The organism is Methylobacterium sp. NEAU K (genome assembly GCF_030700285.1).
Taxonomy (GTDB): domain Bacteria; phylum Pseudomonadota; class Alphaproteobacteria; order Rhizobiales; family Beijerinckiaceae; genus Methylobacterium.
In genome coordinates this window covers 195,373-221,670 of record NZ_JAUYZJ010000005.1, presented here as the reverse complement: position 1 = coordinate 221,670, position 26,298 = coordinate 195,373, and the positions used below count along the sequence as shown (strand labels likewise).

Genomic DNA, 26,298 nt, shown 5'->3' with positions numbered 1-26,298 from the left:
CGACGTTGGAAGCCGCTTCCTCGGCGGCGGCCGCGACCGTGGTCGACTGGCTGGCGGTCTGGGTGGCGGTGGCGGTCATGGTCTGCGCGGTGGCCTGCAGTTCGGTGGCCGAGGCCGAGACCGACCCGATGATGCCGCCGACCGCGGCCTCGAAGCCCTCGGCCATCCGGCGCATGCCGGCCCTGCGCTGCTCCTCGACGGCCAGCCGCGCCTGTGCCGCTTCGTCCTCGAGTTGGCGGCTCCGGATCAGGTTGTCCTTGAACACCTGGACCGCCGCCGCCATCGGGCGGAATTCGTTCCGGTAATCGCGGATCGGCACCTCGACGGACGTATCACCCTCCGCCAAGACCCGCATCGTCGCCGCCATCGTCCGGATCGGCCGCAACACGCCGCCGAACAGAGCGAACAGGCCGAGAGCCACCAGCACGATCGCGGCGAGCAAGGTCGCGGCGTTGCGCGCCAGGGTATTGCTCGCTTGATGGGCCAGTTCTTCGGCGCGATGAACCATCTCCTCCAGTGAGGCGTAGGCGAGATCGACAATGGTCCGCTGCTCGACGGTGTTGCGCTGCCGCATTTCCTTGAACGTGACGCCCGGCGCCTTCTGCTGACTGAGCGCATCGAAGACCGTCCGCGCGAGGGCCGCGGGCGCACCCTCGAAATTGCTGGCGCTGGCCTTCTGGAAGGCCGCGCGGACTGTCTCCGAGGCATCGGCTGCGGCCTCGGTCGTGTTCGCCCAGGCGGTGCGCAACCGGGCGCGTTCCTCGGCGGCGGCTACGGTCTCCGGCAGGGACCAGAACGTCCCGTCCGCCAGCGAGGCCTGCACGCGGAGTGCGACGTTCCCGCTCGCGATCCGCGTCTCCCACGCCGAGCGCTTGAGGACGAGATAGCGCTGCAGGATCGCGTCGGCGTGAGGAATGGCGTGATCGACGGCATCCGTCGTGGCAGCCAGCGCATCCAGGAGCGCCTGGAAGGCGGCGAGGGCGGCGGGCATCAGCGTCGCGTCGCGCTGTGCCTTCGTCAGGCGCAGGGCGGCATCGATGCGGGGGCGGAGGGCCTTCAAGGCCTCGTGCGCCGCGCTGAGCCGATCGAGCGTCGCTGTGACGGTCGGAACATCCTGGTCGCGCAAGAGCGACTGCGATGCCTGAAAGCCGTCGATCATCGCCTGCCGATTCTTCGTGACGATCGCCAGCGTCTCCGGATCTGCGGGGTCCTCACTTCCCAGAGCGAGGCTCGATCCCCGCTCCACGCGCAGCGGCAGGATCGCCCTGAGCAAGCTGCGGCTCGCAAGAACCAGCGTGGCAGCCTTGCGAGATTGTTCGGCCTGCTGCTTCGCCTCGATCAGCGTATTCGTGGCGTAACCCAGCAACATGAGCGCCATCGCGCCTATGACCAAGCACATCAGTGTTCGGATTGAGAACCGTCCCAGCCAACGCATCGTCGAACTCCGGCACCCGGTAGCAAGCACCGGAATCACCGTTTATCGCAGCAATGCGGACAATGCATAGCATTGATTTTATCATCTATAGAGATTGATTTAATGGTGAAATACAGAATGCGTATATAGACCAAAATAAAATGCAAGTTAATTCATTTAACAGGAAAATCAATTTCTCGACGGTGTTCCATTAAAAACTATAGCAAATATTCGTGCTCGACGCGTGCCAAGTGGCGCAGCTGCGACGCTTCGAGCCACAGGCCCCGGGTCATCCCAGGCGCCGCCTCGTCATCGCGGTGCATCCCGACGACGGTAGGCCGGACCACCGGACAAGGACGTGGGATAGAAGGGAGCCCGCCGGTCCGGATGTGGTCAGGTCGTCGGATCAAAGCCGAAGACGTCTGCGCCGCGAGCACGCGACCGGGGTTCACCGCGCGAACCGTCCGTCCGTCAGTCGGCCGCGCCCATGATCTCGATCCGGCCTTCGAGGCCGACCAAGCGGCCGAGGCCGCGGACCCGGTTCAACAGGCGGTCGCTGCTGAGGTCGGCCCAATCCGGCGGCATCCGCAGGGTTACGCGGCCGTCCTCGACGGCGAGCGGGGCCCGGACGAGCGCCCCATCCATGCCGGCCGAGATCGAGAACGCAACGCGAAGCATCGCTCCGAGCAACCGAGCCCGCTCGAACAGCCGCGGCCCGGCCACATTGCGCAGGATCGGGTTGGCCTTCTCGAGCGCGAGGCCGCTGTGCCGCAGGGACACCGCGAGGGCGAGATAGGCCCGTCCCGGGTGATCGACTCCCACGAAGGCGGCGTTCTGGATCACCGCGATGCTCTGCTCGTCGCGGTAATCGGGATGGGCCCGCCAGCCCACATCCGAGAGCAGGCAGCCCGCATGGCGCAGGCGCCGCTCGTCCGCCGTCTCGTGTCCGTCCAGCGTCGTCACGAAGCGGTCCGTCCAGGCGATCAGCTCCTCCCCGTGGCGGGGCGAGCGGGCGCGCAGGGTGTTGAATTCCGCTGCCGAGGCCAGCAGCGGATCGATCAACCGGGAATCGCGGTCGAGCTGCTCGAACAGCAGCCCCTCCCGCACACCCGAGGCCGAGATCGCGATCTCGCGCGGGCGCCCGACCCGGATGATCTCCTCGAGGACCGCGGCGCCGTAGGCGAGAAGTGGACGCCGCGCCTCCGAGATCGCGTCCACGTCCGGAAGCAGGGCGACGTCCGTCTGCTCGACGACCTGAAGGAAGCTCAGCTCGTCGGTGGGCTCGACCGCGTAGCCGTGCATCACATGGACAGGGTAGCCGCGGGAGGCCTGATGCAGCCGCGCGATGGCGCGCCACGTGCCGCCCACCGCGTAGAAGGTCCGCCCGCGCAGGGTTTCGAGCTGGGGTGCGGCCCTGCGCATGTGCTCGCGCACGATCTTGCCGGCCTTCTTGATCGACCCGCCGGAGAGGTCCTGAAGCGCGAGGCCGCCGAGCGGCATGGTCACGCCCTGTCCGACCACGGTCCCGCGAACGTCCACGAGCTCGAGTGAGCCGCCGCCGAGGTCGCCGACGACGCCGTCCGGCGCGTGAAAGCCCGAGACCACGCCGAGCGCCGACAGCTCCGCCTCGCGCCGGCCGGACAGCAGCTGGATCTCATGGCCACAGGCCGCCTCCGCGGCGCGCAGGAATTCGGGGCCGTTCTCGGCGTCCCTGGCCGCCGCGGTGGCCAGCACGAACACCCGGCTGACGCGCATGGTCTCGCACAGGACACGGAAGCGCCCGAGGGCTGTCAGCGCGCGGGCGACCGCGTCTTCGTTGAGGCGGCCGGTGGTCAGGACGTTGCGTCCGAGGCCGCAGAGCACCTTCTCATTGTAGAGCGGCGTCGGAGCCCGGGTCAGGCCGTCATAGGCGACGAGCCGGACCGAATTCGAGCCGATATCGATGATCGCCACTGGCGGTTGAGATTCGCGCGCAGAAGGATCCGCGGAATGCGCGAGGCTAAGATTGGCGCGAGGGCTGCCCAAACGTCCGAGTCCTTGATCGAAGTCCGACGCGCCTGATTGGTACGTCGGGCGTGCAATGTAACCCGCTGCGACCGCGCAGCGAAACTCAGGCGCGCTGCGCCCGGCGGCTCAGTGCACGCGGACTCGACTTCTTCGACGCCTTGCCACGGCCCGAAAGACTCGGATTCGTCATGAAGTACTTGTGCGCATTGAACGGTTCCTCGCCGTCGGCGGGCTGGATACGCTCGCAGCCCCCAGAGGCGAGCAGCCGCCAGCTCTGGCGGTTGTCGAGCAGGTTGGCCAGCATGATCTGGTCGAGAACCTGCTGGTGCACCGTGGGGTTCGTGATCGGCAGCAGCGCTTCGACGCGGCGGTCGAGGTTGCGGCTCATCAGGTCGGCCGACGAGATGTAGACCGTGGCCTTCGGGTGCGGCAGCCCGACGCCGTTGCCGAAGGCGTAGATCCGCCCGTGCTCCAGGAAGCGCCCGACGATCGACTTGACCCGGATGGTCTCCGACAGCCCCGGAATGCCCGGCCGCAGGCAGCAGATGCCGCGCACGACGCAGTCGATCTGCACGCCCGCGGAGGCGGCATCGTACAAGGCGTCGATGATCTGCGCGTCGACCAGGGAGTTGCACTTGATCCAGATCGCCGCCGGGCGGCCGGCCTTGGCGTGGGCCACTTCGGCCTCGATGTTCTCCAGGAGACGGTTCTTCAGCGTCAGCGGCGAGACCGACATCCGCTCCAGTTCGGCCGGCTCGGCGTAGCCGGTGATGAAGTTGAAGATCCGCGACACGTCCCGGGCGATCGCCGGGTCCGCCGTGAAGAAGGACAGGTCGGTGTAGATGCGCGCCGTGATCGGGTGATAGTTGCCGGTGCCGACATGGCAGTAGGTGACGAGCCTGTCGCCTTCGCGCCGGACGACCAGCGACAGCTTGGCGTGGGTCTTCAGTTCGACGAAGCCGAACACCACCTGCGCCCCCGCCTTCTCCAGGTTGCGGGCCCAGCGGATGTTCGCCTCCTCGTCGAAGCGCGCCTTCAGCTCGACCAGGGCGGTGACCGACTTGCCGAGTTCGGCCGCCTCTGCCAGCGCCGCGACGATCGGCGAGTTCGACGACGTGCGGTAAAGCGTCTGCTTGATCGCCACCACGTTCGGATCACGGGCGGCCTGCGCCAGGAACTGCACCACGGAGTCGAACGACTCGTAGGGGTGATGGACGATGAAGTCCTTCTGCCGGATCGCCGCGAAAACGTCCCCGCCGCTCTCGCGGATGCGCTCGGGGAAGCGCGGATTGTAGGGCTTGAACTTCAGGTCGGGCCTGTCGATCCCGACGATCTGGGAGAGCTCGTTCAGGGCGAGCATGCCCTCGATCAGAAAGATCGCGTCCGCGGAGATCTCGAGCTCATCCGCCACGAAGCTGCGGAGCTCCTCCGACATTCCGGCTTCGACCTCGAGACGGATCACCACGCCCCGGCGACGCTGCTTCAGGGCGCTCTCGAAATGCAGGACGAGGTCCTCGGCCTCCTCCTCGATCTCCAGATCGGAATCGCGCACCACCCGGAACGCGCCGCTGCTCCTGACGAGATAGCCCGGGAACAGCCGCCCGGTGAACAGGCCGATCACCTGCTCGATCGGGATCAGCCGCGCGGAGGTCTCGCTGTCGTTCGTCGGCAGGCGCACGAACCGGTCGAGGACACCCGGGACCCGGATCAGCGCCCGCAGCACCCGCCCGTCGCGCGGCCGCACCAGCATCAGGGCGATGGTGGTGCCGAGGTTGGGGATGAACGGGAACGGGTGGGCCGGATCGATCGCCAGCGGGGTCAGCACCGGGAAGACGTGGCTGAGGAAGTACTCCTCCAGCCAAGCGGATTGCTCGGCGGTGAGCGAGACCGGCTCGACGATGTCGATATCGGACGCGTGCAGCTCCGCCCGCAGGTCGCGCCAGCGGGCCTGCTGGTCGGCGGCGAGCCGCGAAACCTCCGTGCCGATCCGCACGAGCTGCTCGGACGGCGTCAGACCGTCCTGGGACGGAAGCGTCAGCCCGGCCCGGACTTGGTCGATCAGGCCGGCCACCCGGACCATGAAGAACTCGTCGAGATTGTTCGCCGAGATCGACAGGAACCGGAGGCGCTCCAGCAGCGGGTGGTTCGGGTTGGAGGCCTCCTCCAGCACGCGCCGGTTGAACTGCAGCCAGGACAGCTCCCGGTTCACGAACCGCTCGGGCGAATGGCGCAGGGAGCGCCCGGCCTCGATCACGGGCTCGCGCGCGGCGCCGGCCAGCGGCTCCGCCGGCAGGGCGACGGCGGGCCATTCGTCGTTCGTGTCGACCGGCACCGCGGTCGGCTCGACGGCCTCGCCGCCGGCGACCGCGGCTGATGCGCGCCTGACGGCGGTGCGGCGCGCCGGCGGATTGGTCGCGCCGCGCCGACGGGGCTCCGCGGCCTCGTCGGCCGCGTCACGATCCATGGGCTTCTGCGTCGATTCCATCCCGATTCCCGTCCTTGCCCGTGGCCCCCTGGCGGCGCCGAGCGTTTAACATTGAAAACCTATGGCCTTCACGACGCTTTCGTGACGACCACCGGGTTTCCGCGCTCAGGCGCTCACGTCCCCATCCTCATCGAACCCCATCCGCCGCAGCACGGCGAGGGCCAGCGGCCGGCTGATCCGCCGGCCCCGCCCGAGCGCGTCGCGATCGAGTTCCGCCACCACGTCGCGGGCGCGACCGAGCGAGCGGTCGATTCGCAGCGCCAGCGCTTCGATCACGCCGAGATCGACCACCAGTTGCCGATCGACGAAGAGCTTCACCAGGACGGCGCGCAGCAGCGCATCGTCCGGCGCGTCGATGCCGATGCTCGGCGCGAGGCGCAGCCGCGAGCGCAGATCCGGCGTGGCGAGGCCGAGCCCGTCGATCCCGCTGGCGCTGGTCAGCAGGACCGGGCAGGCCCGCTCGCGGGCGCGGTTCAGCAGATGGAACAGGGCCGCTTCGTCCCGGCGCTCGGACTCGTCGATATCCTCGATGACGAGCGCCCCATTCGACACGAGGTGCTGCACGGCATCCGCGCCGACTTCCGCCGCGGAGGTCGTCCAGGCATGCGCCCGCTCGGCCCAAATCGCCGCGAGATGGCTCTTGCCGCTGCCCGACGGGCCGGTGAGCACGAGCACGCTGTCGGGCCAGTCCGGCCAAGCCTCGATCAGCGCGTAGGCCGCCTCGTTGGCCGGCCCGACGAGAAAGTCCTCGCGGCCGTAGCGAGGATCGAGGGGCAGGTCGAAGGCTAGCTGACGGGGTGGTGCGTTCTCGGGCATGGGTCGCTCAGGATCTAGCGCCGGTCGAGGTCAAGCTCCGGCCGCCCTCCGGCGGAAGGTCGATCAGCACGGGCTGCTCGGCATGGTAGAGCCGGCTCTGGAGGTAGCGCGCCAGGGCGAAGCGCACGAGCACGCCGATCGAGGCCGCCACCGGCACCGCCAAGAGCAGGCCGACGAATCCGAAAAGCGTGCCGAAGGCCAGCAGCGCGAACATCAGCCAGACCGGGTGCAGGCCCGTGGACCCGCCCACGAGCTTCGGGGCGATGACGTTGCCCTCCAGGAACTGGCCGACCAGGAACACGCCCACGGTCAGCCCGAGATGCAGCCAGTCCGAGTTCGGCCAGAACTGCACCAGCGCGACGCCGACGGAGAGCATGAAGCCGGTCAAGGTACCGACATAGGGGATGAAGGTCAGCAGGCCGGCGATCGAGCCGATCAGGACACCGAAATTGAGCCCCACGAGCCAGAGGCCGACTGCGTAGAAACTGCCGAGGATCAGGCAGACCAGCGTCTGGCCCCGCACGAAGCCGGTGACCGCGCCGTCGATCTGGCGCGCCAGGTCGCGCACGGTCGTCCGGTGCCGGGGCGGGACCCAGCTGTCGATGGCCGCGACCATCCGGTCCCAATCGACCAGGATGTAGAACGCCACGACCGGGGTCACGACCAGCAGCGACGCGATCGAGATCAGAGCCTGGCTGCCCGACCAGATCGACTTGAGGAAGGCGAGCAGCCACGCGCCCCCTTGGCTGGCCAGGGTGCCCACGGAAGCCTGCAGCTCGGTCAGCACGTTCGCGCCGCCGATCCGCTCCAGCAGCGGCCCGGCGCGCTCGGCGATGATGGCCTGGAGCCGAGAGACCATCCCGGGCAGCGCGTTGACCAGAGCCACCACTTGGTTCGCGGTGAGCGGGATGAGGATCAGCAGGGACACGATCAGCGCGACGACGAAGAGCGCCAGGATCAGCAGGCTCGCCGCGAGGCGGCCGAGCCCGAGCCGCTCCAGCCGGTCGGCCAGCGGATCGAGCAGGTAGGCGAGCGCGATTCCGGCCACGAAAGGCAGCATCACCTCGCGGAGCAGGTAGACGAGGATTCCGAGAGCGACGAGTGCGGCCAGCGCGATCAAAGCCCGTGCGCGCATGATGTCGCTCCTCTGACGCGGCATACGACGCCCAGCCGCAGAGTGGGCATGCGCACTGCGCCGATCAAGCCTCGCGGCTGCCGACTCGCGCGGCGCGCCTTAAGCCGCTAGAGCGAACCCGATGATGACCGGGACGACGCTGGCATGACGGCCAAGGACGGGAAGGGACTGACCTACGCGGAGGCAGGCGTCGATATCGATGCCGGCAACGCCATGGTCGAGACGATCAAGCCGCTGGTGCGCTCCACCCGGCGGCCGGGGGCGGATGCCGAGATCGGCGGCTTCGGCGGCCTGTTCGATCTCAAGGCCGCAGGATTTCGCGATCCGATCCTCGTGGCGGCCAACGACGGTGTCGGCACCAAGGTGAAGATCGCCATTGAGACCGGCAAGCACGACACGATCGGGATCGACCTCGTGGCGATGTGCGTCAACGACCTCGTGGTCCAGGGCGCCGAGCCGCTGTTTTTTCTGGATTACTACGCCACCGGCAAACTGGTGCCCGGCGTCGGTGCCGACATCGTGCGCGGCATCGCCGAGGGCTGCCGCCAGGCCGGCTGCGCGCTGATCGGCGGCGAGACCGCCGAGATGCCCGGCCTCTACGACGGGTCGGATTACGATCTCGCCGGCTTTTCGGTGGGCGCCGCCGAGCGCGGCACGCTCCTGCCGCGGCCTGGCATCCGCCCGGGGGACGTGGTGCTCGGCCTGCCCTCCTCCGGGGTCCATTCCAACGGTTTCTCGCTGGTCCGCCGGATCGTGGCCAAGACCGGCCTCGGCTGGGATGCCCCGGCCCCGTTCGCGCCCGGCCGGAGCCTCGGCGAGGCCCTGCTGGAGCCGACGCGCATCTACGTGAAGCCCCTGCTCGCCGCCCTCGGGGATACGGACGGCGTGCGGGCCCTGGCGCACATCACGGGCGGCGGCTTCCCCGATAACCTGCCCCGGGTCCTGCCGGACGACATCGGCATCGAGATCGACCTCGACGCGCTGAGGCCGCCGGCGGTCTTCGGCTGGCTCGCCCGCGAGGGCGGCGTGGCCGAGGCGGAGATGCTGCGGACCTTCAACTGCGGCATCGGAATGGTGGTGATCGCCGCCGCCGAGGCGGTCGACGACGTCGACGAGGCCCTGACCCGCGCCGGGGAGCTGCCGGTGCGCCTCGGCCGGATCACCCAGCGGGGCGCAGAGCCCGTGACCTTCCGCGGACGCCTCGCGCTCTGATGGCGCCCGGCCGGAAAACCCGTGTCGCGGTCCTGATCTCGGGACGCGGCTCGAACATGGCCGCGCTGATCGAGGCCGCGAAGGATCCTGCCTACCCGGCCGAGATCGTTCTGGTTCTGTCGAATCGGCCGGACGCCGCCGGCCTCACCCGGGCGGCCGAGGCCGGGATTCCGGCCCGGGCGATCGACCACACGACCTTCCCGGATCGGGCCGGCTTCGACGCCGCCCTCGACGTCGAATTGCGGGCCGCGGACGTCGATCTCGTCTGTCTTGCCGGCTTCATGCGGATCTTCACGCCGGGCTTCGTGGCGGGCTGGGCGGGCCGGATGCTGAACATCCATCCGTCGCTGCTGCCTCTGTTCAAGGGCACGCACACGCACGCGCAGGCGCTGGAGGCCGGCGTACGGCTGCACGGCTGCACGGTGCACTTCGTGGTGCCGGAGCTCGATGCGGGGCCGATCGTGGCCCAGGCCGCGATCCCAGTCTGCCAGGGGGACGACCCCGACAGTCTGGCCGACCGGGTGATCGTCCAGGAGCGCCGCCTCTACCCGGCGGTGCTGGCGCTGGTGGCGGGCGGACGCGCTCGCCTCGACGGCGACCGTGTCATCATCGAAGACGCCGCGCCGGACGGCGTCCTGTTCAGTCTGTAGCCCGACCCCTCCCGAAGGACGTGTCGTTTCGGCACGGGCCGGGGGCGCCCCGGAGGCTCAGACCGGCCGCTGCAGTTTGCAGCTGTCCAGCGCCGAGAGAGCCTTCGCGCGGGCAGAATCGTTGAAATAGCCGGTGGCGCGGTAGGCCTCGATCTCGGATTCGTCGAGGCTGCGCAGGGTCTGGCGGGCGTAACAGCCGCAGGGGCGCTCCAGGGTGGCCTCGGACGCGCTGGTCATGCGCGCCTGGACGACCGTGCAGGCGTGGCGCACGCGGCCTTCGAGGTTGGCCTTGGTGGCGGTCTTGAGTGCGGGATCCGGCTCGTACTGCTGGAACGGGGCCGAAGATCCGCCCGCGAGGGCGGCGGTCGCGCCGATCGCGATCAGGCCGGTCGCGATCAGCAGGGGCAGGCGGCGCATCGTCATGGTCTTGGCGGTCCAGAGCTGAGGTTCGATAACCTTGGCCGTTGGACGCCCCCCGCCGCCGCTCCGTCAATGGCGGCCCGGACACACCTGGCGGCATTCACCACGCCACTAGGCATGACGCGGACGGATGGTGGGCCGGTGTGCCCGACCCGCCACCCGGCATCCGCCTTATCGAGCGATGTCGGAGTCCTGGAAGAACTGCGCGATCTCGATCTTGGCATTCTCGGCGCTGTCCGAGCCGTGCACGGTGTTCTCGCCGACCGATTCGGCGAACCGCTTGCGGATCGTACCCTCGGCCGCCTGCGCCGGGTTCGTCGCGCCCATCACCTCGCGGTACTTGGCGACGGCGTTCTCGCCTTCGAGCACCTGCACGACCACCGGGCCGGAGGTCATGAAGCTGACCAGCTCGCCGTAGAACGGGCGCTCCTTGTGCACCTCGTAGAACGTCTCGGCCTGCGCCTTGGTCATCCGGATGCGGCGCTGGCCGACGATGCGCAGGCCCGCCTCCTCGATCACCGCGTTCACGGCGCCGGTCAGGTTCCGCCGCGTCGCGTCGGGCTTGAGGATCGAGAAGGTGCGCTCGGTGGCCATGATCTGTCCGGTCTGTCTGTGGAAAACGCGAAGGGCTGACGCCGCGCTGTCGAGCGCGCGTCACGGGCGAGAATTTCGCTTCGGTGCCGGGCTTATAGCGGGCGCCCTCCGGTGCCTCAAGCGGCGGCCCGCGCCAAGCTGGAACAAGCGCAGCCGTGGCTCTGCCGCAACACGGTCGAAAAATCGCCTGATTGCGACGGCTCACTCCGCCCAAGCCGACTTCGTCCATCCCCAGGCGCTCCGGCGCCACAATCTCGGAGACGAACCATGCGCCTCGCCCTCAGCGCCGCCCTCCTCCTCGCCGGCCTCTCGGCCGCGTCCGCCGATACCGGCAAGGATCCCTCCGGCACCTGGCTCACCGGAGATGGCCGCGCCAAGATCCGGATCGACCGGTGCGGCCCGGGCCAGCAACTCGTCTGCGGCAAGGTCGTCTGGCTCAAGGCGCCCACCACCGACACCGGCGCACCCCGCACCGACCTGAAGAACCCGGACCCGAAGAAGCGCAGCCGTCCGGTGATCGGACTGAAACTCATCGACGGCCTGAAGCCTGACGATGAGAAATTCACCGGGGAACTCTACAATATCGAGGAAGGCAAGATTTACACGGTCAGCCTGGAACGCGAGAGCGAGGCCGAACTCAGCGTCTCCGGCTGCATGCTCAAGGTTCTGTGCGGCTCCCAGACGTGGACCCGGGTGCCGGACGTGAACCAGCAGGCCGCGAACAAGAACTGATCCCGGGGCGCGTGCCGGCGCTCGTCAGATCGACGCGAGGCCGCGCTGGACCGCCGGCCTTGCCAGCACCGTCTCGAGCCAGCGCGCCACGTTCGGCAGGGTGGCGATATCGACGCCCTGCTTGAAATTGAGTTTCGCCCAGGTCAGCGTCGCGATATCGGCGATCGAGTAGGCACCCGCCAGATAGTCGCGGCCCTCCAGGCGGCGCTCGAGAACGCCGTAGAGGCGGTTGGCCTCCGCGGTGAAGCGGTCGATCGCGTACGGGACCTTCTCGGGCGCATAGATCTTGAAGTGATGCGTCTGGCCGAGCATCGGCCCGAAACCCGAGACTTGCCAGAACAACCATTCGTCTACGGCGACACGAGCGCGCTCGTCCGTCGGGTAGAATTGGCCGGTCTTGCGGCCGAGATACTGAAGGATCGCGCCGGATTCAAACACCGTGATCGGCTGTCCGTCCGGACCGTCCGGATCGACGATCGCCGGAATCTTGTTGTTCGGCGAAATCGCAAGGAAGTCGGGCGCGAATTGCTCGTTCTTCGCGATATTGACTGGCACGACGCGGTACGGAAGCCCGCACTCTTCCAGCATGATCGGGATCTTCCAGCCGTTCGGCGTACTCCAGGTATGGACGTCGATCGGCCGCCCGGACACCGATGCCATGATTTGACTGCTCCTCGACCGATCGTTCGGCGGCGCGGCGGTCCCCCGCCGACTTCGGACAACCCCGTCAGTGAAGACGATTTCCCGGCCATGCTCAAGGGCATCGCGGCCGGCCGCCTCACGATTGCGAGAGCGCGTGCCTCGCCTGTTGGCGAACTCCGGCGCGCCCTTGTCGGCCCCCGGACCTAGCGGCGAGACTGCGGCTCCGGCGCCGGATCGGCGGCCGGTGGGGGGGATTCAAGATGTTCGACCGTCTGGTCCGGATCGCGGCGTTGTCGGTGCCGCTTCTCATCGCACAGCCGCTCCTGGCCAAGGAGGTGCCGGCCAAGCCTCCGGCCGCCACCGAGGCACCGGCCACCGCGCCGGCCCCCAAGCAGCCGAGTGCCGGTCAGACCGCCGCGCGTGAGCGCCAGAAGACATGCGGCGCCGAGTGGCGCGGGCTCACTGATGCCCAGAAGACCGCCCAGGGGCCGAAATGGCCGCAATACTGGAGCAAGTGCAACAAGCGCCTGAAAGGCGGCGATAAAGCTTGAGTCTCCGGCGAACCGCCGCGCGTCTCGCTCGTTTCCACGGCTCGAAGCGGCATCCAGCGGGGACGGTGCGGATATGACGGATCGGCAGCCGTCCCGGCCAGCGGTGGCGAAGGCGATGCGCCGCCTGCCGGATCGCCCGCGGCATGGCTGACGCGTCGGCAGCCATCCCGGACCGGCACCCCGCTCCGCTCGTCGACCGTGTGATCGGAACCCTCGACGCCTGGGTGCCGGAGCCCGCCGCCTGGGCGTTCGCCCTGCGGATCTGGATCGCCATGATGCTGGCGCTGGCCGCCGGGTTCTGGCTGCAGCTCGACAGCGCCTCCTCGGCGGCGACCTGCGTGGCGATTCTGGCACAGCCCAAGCGCGGACAGGCGATCTCGAAGGCGGTCTACCGCCTGCTCGGGACGCTGATCGGCGCGGTGGTGTCGATCGTGCTTATGGCGCTGTTCGGGCAGGACCGCGTCCTGCTGCTGCTCTCCTTCACGGTCTGGCTCGGTCTGTGCGTGTTCACCGCGCAGTATCTGCAGGACACCCGCGCCTACGGCGCGATGCTGTCGGGGTACACGGTCGCGATCATTGCGCTCGGGCAGATCGACGCGCCGCAGGGCACCTTCGACGCCGCCGTCTCCCGGGTCGCCGTGATCGTCCTCGGGATCCTCGCGATCACCTTCATCAATGACGCCCTCGCCTCGCCGAGCACGTGGCGGGCGCTGCTGCCGCAGCTTCACACGGCCTGGGACCGCACCCGCGCCTATGCCCGCGAAACCCTGGCCGAGGGCGACCTCGGTGCGTCCCGGACCGCGGCGCTGATCCGCACCATCGCGCCGATGCGGGCGGACGCCAGCGCCATCGCCGGCGAACTCGACGACGGCCGGTACCGGGCGGCGGGCGCACGCAGCTGCATCGCAGCGCTCTACGTGATGGCGGCGGCGATCCGCGCGGTGGCGGCCGCGGCGTCCTGTCTGCACAACCGCAGCCCGGCGGTCGAGGAAGCGATCGCGATCTGCCGCCGGGTCGCCGCTGCGCCCGACCGCGATTCCCTCGACCGGGACGACGAGCGCCTGCGCGACCTCGTCGACGCGGCCATCCGCGCCGGTGACCGTCCCCTCGACGAAGTCGTGGTGCTCCAGCGCGCCCTCGACTTCGTCTGCGCGGCGACTTTCGCGCAGGACGGGATCCTGGCCGTCGCCGATGGCCATGTGCCCCTGCGCGACGCCAAGCTGCCGACGCATCGGGACTTCCCGGTGGCCCTGCGCGGTGCCCTGCGGGTGGCGATCGGCTTCGCGGTCACGGCCGCGTCCTTCGTGGCCCTCGGCCTGCCGCAGGCGACCTTCGCGCTCGTGCAGGTGGCGGCGACTGCGGCCCTGTCGTCGTCGACGCCGGATCCCAAGAAATTCGCCAACGGCGTGGTGATCGGCATGTGCCTCGCCGCGACCTTCGCGGGCATCGCCCGCTTCGTGTTCCTCAACGGCGTCCAGGGCTTCCCGATGCTGGCCATCGTGATGGCGCCCGTGATCTTCTTCGGGTGCTTCCTGTCGTTGAATCCCAAGACCTTCGGGATCGGCTTCATCGTGATCGTGTTCTTCCCCGTGCTCCTCGGGCCTGCGAACCCGCAGACCTATGACGCGCAGACCTTCCTGCTGAGCGCGTTCCTGGTCGTGCTGGCGGCGACCATCCTGTCGATCGTGGTCCGGCTCCTGCTCCCGGTGACGCCCGCGCAGCAGCGGCTCTTCGCCCTCGATTCGGCTCGCCGGGCCCTCGCCGATGCCCTGGTCGGCGAGGGTGGGGACGCGACCACTCGCACCAGTCTGAATGCGGACCGCCTGTTCCAGTTCGCGGGCTACAGCTCCGGCAGCGGCGCCGTGCGGCGGGCAAACCTCCTGCACGCCCTCGCCCTTGCGCGGTTGGAGGCCGCTGCGGCGCGAGCGCACGCCGAGCTGCGTCGCCTCTGGCCGGTCGAGCCCCTGCGCGATTCGATCCGGCCGGCGCGTGCCGGTCTGGCTTCGGGCGACGATCACGCTCTGGAGCGTGCGGCTCGCGACCTGGTCCGCGCCGCCTCGCGGCAGGACCGAAGCATCCGCCTCACGACGGCGCGCGCCGCCAGCGACCTCGTCACGGCGGCACGAACCATCGCGCGCCATCGGCGGTTCCTTCACCGCCTCGCCATCGCACGCTTCTAGCGCAAGGGGTTATTCGGGCCGGCATGTACGAGGACATCCATATCGGCGGGGTACTGATCTCATCGTTCGTCGCCTACGCGCTGGCCGCCTTCGCGATTCTCCTCGTCCTGCGGTGGTTCTTTGCCCGCATCCGCTTCAGCCGCTACGTCGCCAATGCCCCGCTCGCCGAGGCCGGAATCTACGTCTGCGTCCTCGCTCTCCTGATTGCGTTCATCTAGATGCCCGCCACCACCGCCGACGAGGACGATCCCAAGCCCCCTTACCGGGAAGGGGCCGGGCACCGGGATGATCCGCCGTTGCTCTCCCGGCAGCGAGGCCGTGCCGCAAAGGTCTTCCGCCTCGCCGCGACCGGCGTGATCATGCTCTTCGCGTGCGCCGCGGCGGCGTTCGTCTGGGAGTTCTACGTCGCAGCGCCCTGGACGCGCGACGGCAGGGTGCGCGTGCAGGTCGCCAACATCGCCCCCCAGGTCGCCGGACAGATCGTCGAGCTTCGCGTCCACGACAACCAGGTGGTCCTCATCGGGGACGTGCTCTACGTGATCGATCCGATCGATTTCGAGGTCGCGGTCACGTCAGCGGATGCCGAGGTGAGGAACCGCGAAGCCGACCTCCAGGTGAAGAACGCTCAGTCCGCCCGGCGGCAGGCGCTCACCACGGTCTCCACCTCGGTGGAGGAGAAGCAGCAATATGCCGGGACGGCCAAGATCGCCGAGGCGGCGCTGGAGAGCGCCCGGGCCCAGCTGCGCCAGGCCAAGATCAACCTCGAACGGACGCAGGTGCGATCGACCGTGAACGGCCGCGTCACGAATCTGCTGATGCGGGTCGGCGATTACGCCCGTACCGGCACCTCGAACATCAGCGTCATCGACACGGATTCCTACTGGATCGACGGCTATTTCGAAGAGACCAAGATGGCCAACATCCACGTGGGCGACCCGGCCGACATCCAGCTGATGGGCTACAGCCCCCATCTCTCCGGTACCGTCGAGAGCATCACCCTGGGCATCTCCACGGCCAACGCCGCCGCGAGCACCCAGGGCCTGCCGGACGTGAACCCGGTCTACACCTGGGTCCGGCTCGCCCAGCGCGTTCCGGTCCGCATCCGCATCGACCACGTGCCGACCGAGGTGCCCCTGGTCGCCGGCATGACCGCCACCGTGGTGGCGGGCAACGGCCGCGCACCGGCGCCTGCGTGGTTCGCCGACCTGCGCAACCGCGTCTCGGGCCTGATGTCGAACGAGACCGCCGCACAGGTCGAAGCCGAAAGGCGCTGAGCCCACGGATGCTCGGGACACGGCCGACGACTCGCCGCGTTTGTCCCGGACGGCGACGAGAGCGCACCGACAAGAGAGACGTCCATGTTTCGGACCGCATTCTGTACCGCCGCCGTGTTGCTTTCCGTCGGCCCGGCAGCGGCTGCCCCGAAGAAGGCCGACAGCGTCGATCTGCGCGGGGACACGGACGAGTCCTCCGACCGTGGTATCCGCTTCCTGGTGGAGAACAACATGGGCGCCGGCAAGTAGATCGCGGTCGACTGGGATGGGCACGATGTAGATGTGCCGCACCGCCGGTTTCACCGGCACAAAGACGTGATCGGTGGGGCCGCCTCCCGCAACATCGACGGTAGATCAGAGAAACGTTGGCGCGGCCGTCATTTCGGTATTGACGGGCCTCTGAAGCCGGCGCAGTCTTCAACCGTGCCGCGCGAAAGCGGGCACGGATTGGCTAAAAGCCCAGCTCATCTGGAATGAGTTGTGTTCGAGCAGCCATGGACGCTGAGGGAGACAGGCATGACTCCACCGCAGCAGAAAGCCGCCTCGACGGTTTCGGGATAGGTTCGGCCCGGAATTCAGCGGCCCTACAGACGGACACCGGACGGAAGCGGCCCCAGGGGCGCAGAAGCGGCCGACTCGGCACGACTTCGAATGCGCGAAAGGCCCCACTTTGAGCCGCTTTCGCCACGGTTTTTCTATCCTGGACATGATCGGCCCTCACCCGCCCGGCGACGCCGCGCCGGGATACGGTCATGTCGCGATCACATGGTCGCTCAGGCGATCCCGAGCTTCGCCTTCAGCAGCGCGTTGACGGCCGCCGGATTGGCCTTACCGCCCGTCGCCTTCATGGTCTGGCCGACGAACCAGCCGAGCAGCGTCGGCTTTTCCTTGGCCTGCGCGACCTTGTCGGGATTGTCTGCGATGATCCGATCGATCGCCGCCTCGATGGCGCCGGTGTCGGTCACCTGCTTCATGCCGCGGCTCTCGACGATGGCGCGCGGATCGCCGCCCTCGGTCCAGACGATCTCGAACAGATCCTTGGCGATCTTGCCGGAGATCACGCCCTCGCCGATCAGGTCGACGATTGCCCCGAGCTGCTCGGCCGAGACCGGCGTCGCCTCGATGGCGAGGCCCTCCTTGTTCAGGCGCCCGAACAGCTCGTTGATCACCCAATTGGCCGCGGCCTTGCCGTCGCGGCCCTTGGCCACCGCCTCGTAATAGTCGGCCGAGGCCCGCTCGGCCACGAGCACGCCGGCATCGTAGGGCGAGAGGCCGAACGCCTTGACGAACCGCGCCTTCTTGGCGTCCGGCAGCTCGGGCAGGCCCTCGGCCAGCGCATCGACGTAGGCCTGGTCGAATTCGAGCGGCAGCAGATCTGGATCGGGGAAGTAGCGGTAATCGTGCGCCTCTTCCTTGGAGCGCATCGAGCGGGTCTCGCCCTTGCCCGGATCGAACAGGCGCGTCTCCTGGTCGATCGTGCCGCCATCCTCCAGGATCGCGATCTGGCGGCGCGCCTCGGTCTCGATCGCCTGCCCGATGAAACGGATCGAGTTGACGTTCTTGATCTCGCAGCGCGTGCCGAGGGGCTCGCCGGGGCGGCGCACGGAGACGTTCACGTCGGCCCGCAGCGACCCCTTCTCCATGTCGCCGTCGCAGGTCCCGAGATAGCGCAGGATCGTGCGCAGCTTGGTGACGTAGGCCCTGGCCTCCTCCGAGGAGCGCAGGTCCGGCCGGGAGACGATCTCCATCAGCGCCACGCCCGAGCGGTTGAGGTCGACGAAGCTGCGCAGCGGATCCTGGTCGTGCAGCGATTTGCCGGCATCCTGCTCCAGGTGGAGGCGCTCGATGCCCACTGTGATCGAGCTGCCGTCGGCCATGTCGACCAGCACTTCGCCTTCGCCGACGATCGGATCCTTGTACTGCGAGATCTGGTAGCCCTGCGGCAGGTCCGGGTAGAAATAGTTCTTCCGGTCGAACACCGAGCGCAGGTTGATCTTGGCCTTCAGACCGAGGCCGGTGCGGACCGCCTGCGCGACGCATTCCGCGTTGATCACCGGCAGCATGCCGGGCATCGCCGCATCCACCAGCGAGACGTGGTCGTTCGGCTCGCCGCCAAACTCCGTCGAGGCGCCGGAGAACAGCTTGGCCCGGCTGGAGACCTGGGCGTGGATCTCCATGCCGACGATCACCTCCCAATCGTACAGGCCGCCCTTGATCAGCTTCTTGGGGTCGACAGGTGCGTTCATGGTCGTCCGGGCCGGTGTTGGGCGGTCTCCGTTCAATCCCATCCGGACCCTCGTCCCGAGGTGCTGCGCCGCAGCCTCGAAGGAGGGCTTCTTCGAGGCCCGCTTGCGCGGGCGTCTCAGGAAGAGGTCGCGATGTGGATGACGGGCCTGCCGAAGCTCTCGATGTGCGGACCACACTTACGGGCCGCCCCGCGAACAAATCAAGCGCGGCGTCCGATCGCCCGCCGGGCGCCGAAGCCGAGGATCGCCCAGAGCAGGGCTGCGATAGCCCGCACCGGGAAGAAGGTCGGCCCGTCATGGGTGATCGGGGCGGGCCACGGGATCCCGGCCGCGCTCACCGCCCAGGAGAACAGGACCGAGAATCCGAGCGCCGCGATCGCCGCGATGAACACCTTGCCGAACTGGCTCGCGGTCCAGCCGAGATAGACCGCCACCACGATCAGCGCCGGATCGAACGCGGCCCAAATCCAGACCGTCCAGGGATAGTACGGGACGGTCATGCCCACCAAGGCTCGGGCAGCACGGTCCGACCGGCCGAATCCTCGATCACCTGCGCGACCGCGAACAGCGTCTCCTCGTCGAAGGGCCGGCCGATCAGCTGGAGGCCCAGCGGCAGGCCCTGGCCGTCGATGCCCGCCGGCACTGCGATGCCAGGGAGGCCGGCCATGTTCACCGTCACGGTGAAGACGTCGTTGAGGTACATCTCCACCGGGTCGGCCGAGGCCTTCTCGCCGATGCCGAAGGCGGAAGACGGCGTCGCTGGGGTCAGGATCGCGTCGATTCCGGACGCGTAGGCCTGCTCGAAGTCGCGCTTGATCAGGGTTCGGATCTTCTGGGCGCGGACGTAATAGGCGTCGTAGTAGCCGGCCGAGAGCACGTAGGTGCCGATCATGATCCGGCGCTTCACCTCGCGGCCGAAGCCGGCGGCGCGGGTGTTCTCGTACATCCCGGCGATGTCCTTGCCGGGCACGCGCAGCCCGTAGCGGACGCCGTCGTAGCGGGCGAGATTCGAGGAGGCCTCCGCCGGGGCGACGATGTAGTAGGCCGGCAGAGCGTAGGACGTGTGCGGCAGCGAGATCTCCCTGATCGTCGCGCCTGCCACCTTCAGCCAGGCGGCGCCCTCGTCCCAGAGCCGCTGGATCTCGGCCGGCATGCCGTCAACCCGGTATTCTTTCGGGATACCGATGGTGAGGCCCTTCACGCCGCGGCTCACCGCGGCCTCGAAGTCGGGCACCGGAAGGTCGACGCAGGTGGTGTCGCGAGCGTCCGGGCCCGCCATCGAGCCGAGCAGGATCGCGCAGTCGCGCACCGTGCGGGCGATCGGGCCGGCCTGGTCGAGGGACGACGCGAAGGCCACCGTGCCCCAGCGCGAGCAGCGGCCGTAGGTCGGCTTGATTCCGACCGTGCCGGTGAAGGCGGCGGGCTGGCGGATCGAGCCGCCGGTATCGGTGGCGGTGGCGCCGAGGCAGAGCCGCGCGGCGACCGCGGCGGCCGAACCGCCGGAGGAGCCGCCCGGCACCAGCGGCGCCTCGGATCCTGTGCGGCGCCAGGGCGAGATCACGTTGCCGTAGGCGCTGGTCTCGTTGGACGAGCCCATGGCGAACTCGTCGAGGTTCAGCTTGCCCAGCATCACCGCGCCGTCGCGCCACAGGTTGGCGGAGACCGCCGATTCGTAATGCGGCTCGAAGCTCTGCAGGATCTTTGAGCCCGCCGTCGTCGTGACACCGTGGGTGCAGAACAGATCCTTGATGCCCAGCGGGATACCCTCCAGCGGGCGTGCGGCGCCGGCCGCGATCTTTTGGTCCGCCGCGTCCGCCATCTTCAGGGCGTGATCGGGCGTTTCCAGCAGGAAGGCGTTCAGCGCGCGGGCCCTGGCCATCGCGGCGAGATGCGCCTGCGTCAGCTCGCGGGCCGAGATCCGCTTCGCCTTGAGGGCGTCGCGCGCCTCGGCCAGGGTGAGTTCGTTCGGATCCACGCTGTTCCCGTCCTCGCGCGCGCTGCGCGCCTGCCCGCCAGAAATCCCGTCCGCTGAAGGCCGCAGCCGTGACCGGCCTACTCGACCACCTTCGGGACCAGGAAGTAATTGTCCTCGGTCTCGGGGGCGTTGGCGACCACGTCGGCGGCACGGCCGCCCTCGGTGACCACGTCCTCGCGCTTCTTCATCGCCATCGGCGTCACCGAGGTCATCGGCTCCACCCCCGTCACGTCAACTGTGCCGAGCTGCTCGACGAAGGCCAGGATCGCGTTCAGCTCCCCTTGCAGCGGGCCGACTTCGTCGTCGGTGACCGCGATCCGCGCCAGATGCGCGATGCGCCGAACCGTCTTCTCGTCGACCGACATGCCGTCCCGTTCGTCCCTGCCCGGGAGGCTTCCCCGCGGCCGGTCGGGCTATAGCACCGGCCTTCGGCGGGCCGCAACGCAGGTGAAGCGTTGCCGCACGATGCGGGCCGCCCTCGGCGTCCGCTGTGGACGCGACCGGGCCGCGAGCGATTGCAACCGGCGATCTACCGCCGCCGGTGTATTCTCCGACACGGTGCCATGCCTGGACCGGATCAGGTCACCACGTGGTTCGGCTTCACCGACATCTCGATGGTGATCCCGGCCTGCCGCACCGGCCGGTACACGGATTGGGCGAAGCCGAAGACCAGGACCTCGAAGGCAAGCAGCAGAATCCAGCACTGCTTCCTGGTCATGGTGCGGCTGCGGCAGGTCTGAGCGGTGGAGGTGGGCTGGCCGATCATCGACAAGGCGGTACCCGATGCGTGGATTAACGAAATCTTAACCTACCTATTCGCGAACGGCTCCGTGCGCACCGGGGGCGATCTGCGGAGTGCATCAAGACTGTGGACGGCGGAGCGGGATCGATGTGGGAACGGGTTTTCGAGAACCTGTCGCCGGGTTTCACGGCTGGACCGGCGGCCCTGGATCAGGCCGCGGCTGAGCTGGGCTTTCCCCTGCCCGCCTCGTACCGCAGCTTCTGCGAGACCTGCGGAATCGGCGTGGCGGGGGCGCAGTTCCGCGTCGCGGTGCCGGCGCCGTTCGAGCCCTGCGATCTGGCGACCCAGGCCGGAATCATCGCCTACAGCGTCGGCAGTGCCGTCCAGAAGCTGGAGGACGGCGCCGAGCCGCATCACTTCGAGGTCGAGGGCGGGGATCCGGCCATGATCGAGCGCGGCTGCTTCTTCGGCGCGGGCGAGGATGGCAGCTTCCTGTTCTGGGACGTCTCCGGGACCGGAGAGGAATACGATGTCTGGCTGCTCGCGCCTGATCTCGAGACGATCCGCTTCGGCGGCGAGAGCTTGGCCGATTTCTTCGGCCGGGTGACCGGCCCCGGTGCCGCGCTGGTCCTCGGGCCGGGAATGGAGCCTTTGCCCGCCAGCTTCGAGGGGATCAGCGAAGCGACCCTGGCGCGGGGCGGCTGCGTCGCGTAGGCGGGACCATGAACTTCGATGAGATTCGCGCCTTCGCGGCAGCTTCGCGGGGGGGCGCCCGGCTGATCGGGATCGACCTCGGCACCAAGACGATCGGGCTCGCCCTCTCGGACCTCGGACGGCAGATCGCGACGCCGCTGGAGACGATCCGCCGTGTGAAGTTTACCCCGGACGCGCAGCGGCTCGCCGCGCTCTGCCGGCAGCACGCTGTCGGCGGCCTCGTGATCGGCCTGCCGCTCAACATGGATGGCAGCGAAGGTCCGCGGGTGCAGTCGACCCGGGCCTTCATGCGCAACCTCAAGCCGATCCTGGACCTGCCCCACGTCTTCTTCGACGAGCGCCTGTCGACCGCCGTGGTGACCCGCGCGCTGATCGAGGCCGACGCCTCGCGGGCGCGGCGAGGCCAACTCGTGGACAAGCTCGCCGCCGCCTACATCCTGCAGGGCTGCCTCGACGTCATGCGCAACCTCGCTGACGCCGAATCGGGCGAGGATCCGGTCAACGACTGACGAGCGATACGGCTCCGCTTCCGTGCCGTTCGATCCGGCCGTCGAGTTCCAGCTCCAGCAGTACGGTCTGCACGACCCGGGCGCCGACGCCGGCGCTCCGCGCGAGCTCGTCCGTGCCGACCGGGCTCGGGCCCAGCAGGGCGAGGATCCGTTCGCGATCATCGGCGGGCTCGGCAGCGTGGTCCGGCGCGTCCGGATCGCCCTGCGGCCGGAGGCCGAAGCCGAGGAGGACCAGCGGAGCCGTGCCATCCACCGGGCTCGGGCGCGGCTCCAGCTCGATCTCGTCCCAGAAATCCGGCTGCTCCGCGAGGTCCGGCCACTTGCGCGCGGGCGCGGCATCGGGATCGGGGCCGCGCTCGATGATCGGGCCGATTACGTCGAGCACGTGGGACGTTTCAGCCACGAGCGTGGCGCCCTGGCGGATGAGGTCATTGGTGCCCTCCGCCCGCGGGTCGAGCGGCGAGCCGGGGACCGCGAACACCTCGCGGTTCTGCTCCAGGGCGTAGCGGGCCGTGATGAGGGACCCCGAGCGGCGCGCGGCCTCAACGACCACCGTGCCGTAGGACACCCCGGAGATGATCCGGTTGCGCCGCGGGAAGTCGCGTCCGCGCGCCTCCCAGCCCATCGGCATCTCGGCGAGGACCGCACCACCCGCCTCCAGGATCGCGTCGACCAGGGCGGCGTGACTCGGCGGGTAGATTCGGTCCTGGCCGCCGGCCATCACCGCGACGGTGCCGGTCTCGAGGCTCGCCTTGTGGGCCCGCGCGTCGATCCCGCGGGCGAGGCCGGACACCACCGCCAGCCCGGCCGCACCGAGGCCGCGGGCGAGGCGCTCCGTGAAGGCGAGCCCCGCCGTGGAGGCGTTGCGCGAGCCGACGAGCGCGATGGCGGGTTGGTTCAGGATCTTAGGATCACCCCGCAGGGCGATCAGCGGGGGTGCCGCATCGGTCAGCTGGAGCAGGCGCGGATACGTCGTCTCGCCGGTGGCGATCAGCCGGCCGCCGAGCCGGTGCAGGGCAGCGACCTCGTCCTCGGCCTGCGCGCGGGTCGGCGGTGCGACGCGCCGGCCTTGGCGCCGGGTCAGATCCGGCAGTGCGTCCAACGCCGCGGCGGCACCACCGAAGCGGTTGATCAGGGCGCGGAAGGTCCGCGGCCCGACGCCTTCGGTGCGGATCAACCGCAGCCAGTCGAGGCGCTGCGCATCGGTGAGCTGCATGGCGGCCCCCAGGAATTCGCCTTGAAGGACCGTGCCGTCAGGCGTGTACGCTCAGCCCTTCTGGCCGATGCGCCCCTCGGTGCCCGCCGCGAGCCGCCGGATGTTGGGCGCGTGCTTCCACCATAGCAGTGCCCCGAGCACCAGGAACAGCACAGCTTGCGTCGGCGCGCCGAGCGCCCAGAGCACCAGGGGCGTCGCCGCCGAGGCGGCCAGGGCGGCGAGCGAAGAGTACTTGAGCGCGAAGGCGAGTCCGAGCCAGATCGCCGCGAATGCCCCCAGCGCCGGCGGGCTGAAGGCGAGGAGAACGCCGATGAAGGTCGCCACACCCTTGCCGCCCCGGAAGCCGAGCCAAACCGGGAAGAGGTGACCCAGGAAGGCTCCGAGACCGGCGGCCATTGCCGGACCCTCGGCGAGATCCCCACCCAGAGTCTTGGCGATCAGCACCGCCGCCGTGCCCTTCAGGGCATCGCCCAGCAGGGTCGCGGCGGCGAGTCCCTTCCGGCCTGTGCGCAGCACGTTGGTGGCGCCGATATTGCCGGAGCCGATCGCCCGCACGTCGCCGAGGCCGGCGAACCGTGTCAGGATAAGGCCGAACGGGATCGAGCCCAGGGCGTAGCCGAGGGTGAGGCCGCCGAGGACGGCCGGGGTCGCGAGATCGGTGAGCATCAGGCCGCCGCCGCCAGATCGTCGACCGCGTGGACGATCCGCCCACCCACCAGCGTCAGCACCGCGGCGCCCTGAAGCCGCGCCTCGTCGAACGGCGAGTTCTTGGAGCGCGACTTGAGCCGGCGCTTGTCGAGGACGTAGGGCAGGTCGGGGTCGATCAGCACCAGATCGGCCGGCGCGCCGGGCGCGAGGCGCCCCGCCTCGCGCCCGAGGATGCGGGCCGGGTTCACTGTCAGCGCCGCGAGCAGCTTTGAGAGCGCGAGGTCGCCGGTATGCACGAGGCGCAGGGAAGCGCCGAGCAAGGTCTCGATCCCGAGCGCCCCGTCGGCGGCCTCGGCAAAGGGCAGGCGCTTGGTCTCGACGTCCTGCGGATTGTGATCGGAGACGACCACGTCGATCACGCCCTCGTCGAGCGCCCGAACGACCGCGTGCCGGTCGGCCTCGTCGCGCAGCGGCGGCGAGAGCCGGCAGAAGGTGCGGTAGTGTCCGATGTCATTCTCGTTCAGGACGAGGTTGTTGACCGAGACGCCGCAGGTCACCGGCAGACCGTCCTGCTTGGCCCGCCGCACGATATCCACCGAATCGGCGCAGGATATCATCGCCGCGTGGTAGCGGGCGCCGGTCAGTCGCACGAGGCGGATGTCCCGCTCCAGCATCACGGTTTCGGCCTCGCGGGGGATGCCCATCAGCCCGAGGCGCGTGGCGAGTTCGCCCTCGTTCATCACGCCCTCGGCCACGAGGTCCCCGTCCTCGACGTGCTGCATCAGCAGGGCGTCGAAATCCCGGGCGTAGATGAGCGCGCGCCGCATCACCTGGGCGTTGGCCACCGCGTGCAGCCCGTCCGTGAAGGCCACGGCACCGGCCTCCTTGAGCAGGCCGAACTCGGTCATTTCCTTGCCGGCCAAGCCCTTCGTGATGGCGGCGGCGGGCAGGACGTTGACGCTCGCGGTGTCGCGGGCGCGACGGAGCACGAAGTCGACGATCGCCGGCCCGTCGATCACCGGATTGGTGTCGGGCATGCAGACCAGGGTCGTGACGCCGCCCGCGGCGGCTGCGGCGCTGGCCGAGGCCAGGGTCTCGCGGTGCTCGGCCCCAGGCTCGCCCACGAAGGCGCGCATGTCGATCAGCCCGGGGGTGAGGACCCGCCCGGCGCAATCGATCCGCTTCGCGTCCGCCGGGGCGCCGGGCGCAGCCCCGGCGGCGATATCGGCGATGCGGCCGTCGCGCACCAGCACCGCGCCTGGGGTCTCGAGGCCGGTCGCGGGATCGAGGAGCTTCGCGTTGGCCAGAAGGTAGCTGGTCACAGGGGCGCCCTCGCTGACGATGCCGGCCCGTCGAGGCGCATGGCGAGGCCGGCCGCCGCCATGTGGGCCTTGGCCTCGGCTACGCTCGCCTGCCCGAAATGGAAGATCGAGGCCGCCAGTACCGCGCTGGCCCCGCCCTGGGCCACGCCGGCCACGAGGTCGTCCAGGCCGCCGACGCCGCCCGAGGCGATGACCGGCACGTTCACGGCGTCGCTGATCGCCCGCGTGAGCCCGAGGTCGTAGCCCGAGCGCGTGCCGTCCTTGTCCATGGAGGTGACCAGCAATTCACCCGCGCCTTTCCCGGCGACGAGACGCGCGAAGGCGACCGCGTCGATCCCGGTGGGATCGCGGCCGCCATGGGTGAAGATCTCCCAGGCGGCGGGCTCTCCCGGGCCAGAGACGCACTTGGCGTCGATCGCCACGACAATGCATTGGGCACCGAACTTCTCAGCCGCGCGCGCGACGAGGTCCGGGTCCTTCACCGCCGCGGTGTTGATGGCGACCTTGTCGGCGCCCGCCAGCAGCAGCGCGCGCACGTCCTCGACGCTGCGCACCCCGCCGCCGACGGTGAGCGGCATGAAGCAGGCCTCGGCAGTACGGCTGACGATGTCGAGCAGCGTGCCCCGGGCCTCACGGCTCGCGGTGATGTCGAGGAAGCACAGCTCGTCGGCGCCGGCCGCGTCGTAGACCTTGGCGGCTTCCACCGGGTCGCCGGCGTCGCGCAGGCCCTCGAAGCGCACGCCCTTCACGACGCGCCCTTCCTTCACATCGAGGCAGGGAATGATGCGGGTCTTCAGCACGGGCCCTCGGCGGG

At 69.3% G+C, this 26,298-nt stretch carries 27 protein-coding genes; 10 read left to right on the top strand and 17 right to left on the bottom strand.

Going from position 1 to position 26,298, the window contains the following annotated elements; translation table 11 throughout:
• From Q8W67_RS06460 to Q8W67_RS06440, 5 genes are all read right to left on the bottom strand, one after another.
• Positions 1-1,369: HAMP domain-containing protein (locus Q8W67_RS06460; RefSeq protein ID WP_370693821.1), on the bottom strand; the 1,369-nt coding region annotated here is incomplete at its 3' end.
• A gap of 516 nt (positions 1,370-1,885) precedes the next feature.
• Positions 1,886-3,439, bottom strand: a complete 1,554-nt coding sequence (gene ppx, locus Q8W67_RS06455) for an exopolyphosphatase (protein WP_305542472.1) — start codon at positions 3,437-3,439, stop codon at positions 1,886-1,888.
• 85 nt (positions 3,440-3,524) lie between these two features.
• Positions 3,525-5,906: an RNA degradosome polyphosphate kinase gene (locus Q8W67_RS06450; protein ID WP_305542469.1), complete on the bottom strand. Its 2,382-nt coding sequence runs from the start codon at positions 5,904-5,906 to the stop codon at positions 3,525-3,527.
• Positions 5,907-6,011: 105 nt separating this feature from the next.
• Complete coding sequence (locus tag Q8W67_RS06445) at positions 6,012-6,722, bottom strand: hypothetical protein (protein WP_305542467.1); 711 nt, start codon at positions 6,720-6,722, stop codon at positions 6,012-6,014.
• 7 nt (positions 6,723-6,729) lie between these two features.
• Entirely contained in the window at positions 6,730-7,857 is a 1,128-nt protein-coding gene (locus Q8W67_RS06440) for an AI-2E family transporter (protein WP_305542464.1), read from the bottom strand.
• A 144-nt stretch (positions 7,858-8,001) separates the two neighbouring features.
• Between Q8W67_RS06440 and purM the strand changes: the two genes are divergently transcribed.
• Entirely contained in the window at positions 8,002-9,069 is a 1,068-nt protein-coding gene (purM, locus tag Q8W67_RS06435; protein WP_305542461.1) for a phosphoribosylformylglycinamidine cyclo-ligase, read from the top strand.
• Positions 9,069-9,719 (top strand): phosphoribosylglycinamide formyltransferase, encoded by a 651-nt coding sequence (gene purN / locus Q8W67_RS06430; RefSeq protein ID WP_305542457.1) that lies wholly within the window; start codon positions 9,069-9,071, stop codon positions 9,717-9,719. The genes purM and purN overlap by 1 nt, the downstream gene beginning before the upstream one ends.
• Positions 9,720-9,776: 57 nt before the next feature.
• On the opposite strand, the gene Q8W67_RS06425 is transcribed toward purN, so the two are convergent.
• Both Q8W67_RS06425 and ndk read right to left on the bottom strand, forming a co-directional pair.
• Entirely contained in the window at positions 9,777-10,142 is a 366-nt protein-coding gene (locus Q8W67_RS06425; RefSeq protein ID WP_305542455.1) for a hypothetical protein, read from the bottom strand.
• Positions 10,143-10,310: 168 nt separating this feature from the next.
• Positions 10,311-10,733 (bottom strand): nucleoside-diphosphate kinase, encoded by a 423-nt coding sequence (gene ndk / locus Q8W67_RS06420; RefSeq protein ID WP_305542452.1) that lies wholly within the window; start codon positions 10,731-10,733, stop codon positions 10,311-10,313.
• Between the two features lie 267 nt (positions 10,734-11,000).
• Between ndk and Q8W67_RS06415 the strand changes: the two genes are divergently transcribed.
• A complete protein-coding gene (locus tag Q8W67_RS06415; RefSeq protein ID WP_305542449.1) occupies positions 11,001-11,465 on the top strand; it encodes a DUF2147 domain-containing protein in 465 nt (154 codons plus the stop codon).
• Positions 11,466-11,489: 24 nt separating this feature from the next.
• Here Q8W67_RS06415 and Q8W67_RS06410 read toward each other — a convergent pair whose 3' ends face one another.
• Positions 11,490-12,125, bottom strand: a complete 636-nt coding sequence (locus Q8W67_RS06410) for a glutathione S-transferase family protein (protein WP_305542446.1) — start codon at positions 12,123-12,125, stop codon at positions 11,490-11,492.
• Between the two features lie 242 nt (positions 12,126-12,367).
• Between Q8W67_RS06410 and Q8W67_RS06405 the strand changes: the two genes are divergently transcribed.
• The 5 genes from Q8W67_RS06405 (at position 12,368) to Q8W67_RS06385 (ending at position 16,361) form a co-directional block, all read left to right on the top strand.
• The gene (locus tag Q8W67_RS06405; RefSeq protein ID WP_305542443.1) at positions 12,368-12,658 is read left to right on the top strand and encodes a hypothetical protein; all 291 of its coding nucleotides are present in this window, start codon (positions 12,368-12,370) and stop codon (positions 12,656-12,658) included.
• Positions 12,659-12,801: 143 nt separating this feature from the next.
• Positions 12,802-14,838, top strand: a complete 2,037-nt coding sequence (locus Q8W67_RS06400; RefSeq protein ID WP_305542441.1) for an FUSC family protein — start codon at positions 12,802-12,804, stop codon at positions 14,836-14,838.
• 23 nt (positions 14,839-14,861) lie between these two features.
• Positions 14,862-15,056, top strand: coding sequence for a DUF1656 domain-containing protein (locus Q8W67_RS06395; protein ID WP_305542438.1), 195 nt, complete (start codon positions 14,862-14,864; stop codon positions 15,054-15,056).
• Positions 15,057-16,112: an HlyD family secretion protein gene (locus tag Q8W67_RS06390; RefSeq protein WP_305542435.1), complete on the top strand. Its 1,056-nt coding sequence runs from the start codon at positions 15,057-15,059 to the stop codon at positions 16,110-16,112. It begins immediately after the preceding gene.
• Between the two features lie 84 nt (positions 16,113-16,196).
• Entirely contained in the window at positions 16,197-16,361 is a 165-nt protein-coding gene (locus tag Q8W67_RS06385; protein WP_305542432.1) for a hypothetical protein, read from the top strand.
• A gap of 524 nt (positions 16,362-16,885) precedes the next feature.
• Here the strand turns inward: Q8W67_RS06385 and gatB are convergent.
• From gatB to Q8W67_RS06360, 5 genes are all read right to left on the bottom strand, one after another.
• Entirely contained in the window at positions 16,886-18,358 is a 1,473-nt protein-coding gene (gene gatB / locus Q8W67_RS06380; protein WP_305542429.1) for an Asp-tRNA(Asn)/Glu-tRNA(Gln) amidotransferase subunit GatB, read from the bottom strand.
• Between the two features lie 200 nt (positions 18,359-18,558).
• Positions 18,559-18,858 carry a hypothetical protein gene (locus Q8W67_RS06375; RefSeq protein ID WP_305542427.1) on the bottom strand — a complete coding sequence of 100 codons (300 nt, stop codon included), beginning with the start codon at positions 18,856-18,858 and terminating at the stop codon, positions 18,559-18,561.
• A complete protein-coding gene (gene gatA / locus Q8W67_RS06370) occupies positions 18,855-20,333 on the bottom strand; it encodes an Asp-tRNA(Asn)/Glu-tRNA(Gln) amidotransferase subunit GatA (RefSeq protein ID WP_305542424.1) in 1,479 nt (492 codons plus the stop codon). Before gatA ends, Q8W67_RS06375 begins: the two co-directional genes overlap by 4 nt.
• A 77-nt stretch (positions 20,334-20,410) precedes the next feature.
• The gene (gatC, locus tag Q8W67_RS06365; protein ID WP_043355468.1) at positions 20,411-20,698 is read right to left on the bottom strand and encodes an Asp-tRNA(Asn)/Glu-tRNA(Gln) amidotransferase subunit GatC; all 288 of its coding nucleotides are present in this window, start codon (positions 20,696-20,698) and stop codon (positions 20,411-20,413) included.
• A gap of 212 nt (positions 20,699-20,910) precedes the next feature.
• Positions 20,911-21,051 carry a hypothetical protein gene (locus Q8W67_RS06360; RefSeq protein WP_305542416.1) on the bottom strand — a complete coding sequence of 47 codons (141 nt, stop codon included), beginning with the start codon at positions 21,049-21,051 and terminating at the stop codon, positions 20,911-20,913.
• 171 nt (positions 21,052-21,222) lie between these two features.
• Between Q8W67_RS06360 and Q8W67_RS06355 the strand changes: the two genes are divergently transcribed.
• On the top strand, positions 21,223-21,789 hold the full coding sequence (locus tag Q8W67_RS06355; RefSeq protein WP_305542412.1) for an SMI1/KNR4 family protein: 567 nt from the start codon (positions 21,223-21,225) through the stop codon (positions 21,787-21,789).
• An 8-nt stretch (positions 21,790-21,797) separates the two neighbouring features.
• Positions 21,798-22,298, top strand: coding sequence for a Holliday junction resolvase RuvX (gene ruvX, locus Q8W67_RS06350; RefSeq protein ID WP_305542409.1), 501 nt, complete (start codon positions 21,798-21,800; stop codon positions 22,296-22,298).
• Here the strand turns inward: ruvX and dprA are convergent.
• From dprA to hisF, 4 genes are read right to left on the bottom strand one after another with little or no spacing between them, the layout of a single operon-like run.
• Positions 22,288-23,514, bottom strand: coding sequence for a DNA-processing protein DprA (dprA, locus tag Q8W67_RS06345; protein ID WP_305542404.1), 1,227 nt, complete (start codon positions 23,512-23,514; stop codon positions 22,288-22,290). The two genes, ruvX and dprA, sit on opposite strands and share 11 nt — an antisense overlap.
• Positions 23,515-23,565: 51 nt before the next feature.
• Positions 23,566-24,180: a glycerol-3-phosphate 1-O-acyltransferase PlsY gene (gene plsY / locus Q8W67_RS06340; RefSeq protein WP_305542401.1), complete on the bottom strand. Its 615-nt coding sequence runs from the start codon at positions 24,178-24,180 to the stop codon at positions 23,566-23,568.
• The gene (locus Q8W67_RS06335; RefSeq protein WP_305542398.1) at positions 24,180-25,484 is read right to left on the bottom strand and encodes a dihydroorotase; all 1,305 of its coding nucleotides are present in this window, start codon (positions 25,482-25,484) and stop codon (positions 24,180-24,182) included. The genes plsY and Q8W67_RS06335 overlap by 1 nt, the downstream gene beginning before the upstream one ends.
• Positions 25,481-26,284 (bottom strand): imidazole glycerol phosphate synthase subunit HisF, encoded by an 804-nt coding sequence (hisF, locus tag Q8W67_RS06330; RefSeq protein WP_305542396.1) that lies wholly within the window; start codon positions 26,282-26,284, stop codon positions 25,481-25,483. The genes Q8W67_RS06335 and hisF overlap by 4 nt, the downstream gene beginning before the upstream one ends.
• Positions 26,285-26,298: the final 14 nt, after the last annotated feature.

Coding starts and splice junctions, on each gene's coding strand:
- Q8W67_RS06450 (WP_305542469.1), bottom strand. CDS start 5,906: ATGGAATCGACGCAGAAGCCCATGGATCGTGACGCGGCCGACGAGGCC.
- Q8W67_RS06445 (WP_305542467.1), bottom strand. CDS start 6,722: ATGCCCGAGAACGCACCACCCCGTCAGCTAGCCTTCGACCTGCCCCTC.
- Q8W67_RS06440 (WP_305542464.1), bottom strand. CDS start 7,857: ATGCGCGCACGGGCTTTGATCGCGCTGGCCGCACTCGTCGCTCTCGGA.
- purM (WP_305542461.1), top strand. CDS start 8,002: ATGACGGCCAAGGACGGGAAGGGACTGACCTACGCGGAGGCAGGCGTC.
- purN (WP_305542457.1), top strand. CDS start 9,069: ATGGCGCCCGGCCGGAAAACCCGTGTCGCGGTCCTGATCTCGGGACGC.
- Q8W67_RS06425 (WP_305542455.1), bottom strand. CDS start 10,142: ATGACGATGCGCCGCCTGCCCCTGCTGATCGCGACCGGCCTGATCGCG.
- ndk (WP_305542452.1), bottom strand. CDS start 10,733: ATGGCCACCGAGCGCACCTTCTCGATCCTCAAGCCCGACGCGACGCGG.
- Q8W67_RS06415 (WP_305542449.1), top strand. CDS start 11,001: ATGCGCCTCGCCCTCAGCGCCGCCCTCCTCCTCGCCGGCCTCTCGGCC.
- Q8W67_RS06410 (WP_305542446.1), bottom strand. CDS start 12,125: ATGGCATCGGTGTCCGGGCGGCCGATCGACGTCCATACCTGGAGTACG.
- Q8W67_RS06405 (WP_305542443.1), top strand. CDS start 12,368: ATGTTCGACCGTCTGGTCCGGATCGCGGCGTTGTCGGTGCCGCTTCTC.
- Q8W67_RS06400 (WP_305542441.1), top strand. CDS start 12,802: ATGGCTGACGCGTCGGCAGCCATCCCGGACCGGCACCCCGCTCCGCTC.
- Q8W67_RS06395 (WP_305542438.1), top strand. CDS start 14,862: ATGTACGAGGACATCCATATCGGCGGGGTACTGATCTCATCGTTCGTC.
- Q8W67_RS06390 (WP_305542435.1), top strand. CDS start 15,057: ATGCCCGCCACCACCGCCGACGAGGACGATCCCAAGCCCCCTTACCGG.
- Q8W67_RS06385 (WP_305542432.1), top strand. CDS start 16,197: ATGTTTCGGACCGCATTCTGTACCGCCGCCGTGTTGCTTTCCGTCGGC.
- gatB (WP_305542429.1), bottom strand. CDS start 18,358: ATGAACGCACCTGTCGACCCCAAGAAGCTGATCAAGGGCGGCCTGTAC.
- Q8W67_RS06375 (WP_305542427.1), bottom strand. CDS start 18,858: ATGACCGTCCCGTACTATCCCTGGACGGTCTGGATTTGGGCCGCGTTC.
- gatC (WP_043355468.1), bottom strand. CDS start 20,698: ATGTCGGTCGACGAGAAGACGGTTCGGCGCATCGCGCATCTGGCGCGG.
- Q8W67_RS06360 (WP_305542416.1), bottom strand. CDS start 21,051: ATGACCAGGAAGCAGTGCTGGATTCTGCTGCTTGCCTTCGAGGTCCTG.
- Q8W67_RS06355 (WP_305542412.1), top strand. CDS start 21,223: ATGTGGGAACGGGTTTTCGAGAACCTGTCGCCGGGTTTCACGGCTGGA.
- ruvX (WP_305542409.1), top strand. CDS start 21,798: ATGAACTTCGATGAGATTCGCGCCTTCGCGGCAGCTTCGCGGGGGGGC.
- dprA (WP_305542404.1), bottom strand. CDS start 23,514: ATGCAGCTCACCGATGCGCAGCGCCTCGACTGGCTGCGGTTGATCCGC.
- plsY (WP_305542401.1), bottom strand. CDS start 24,180: ATGCTCACCGATCTCGCGACCCCGGCCGTCCTCGGCGGCCTCACCCTC.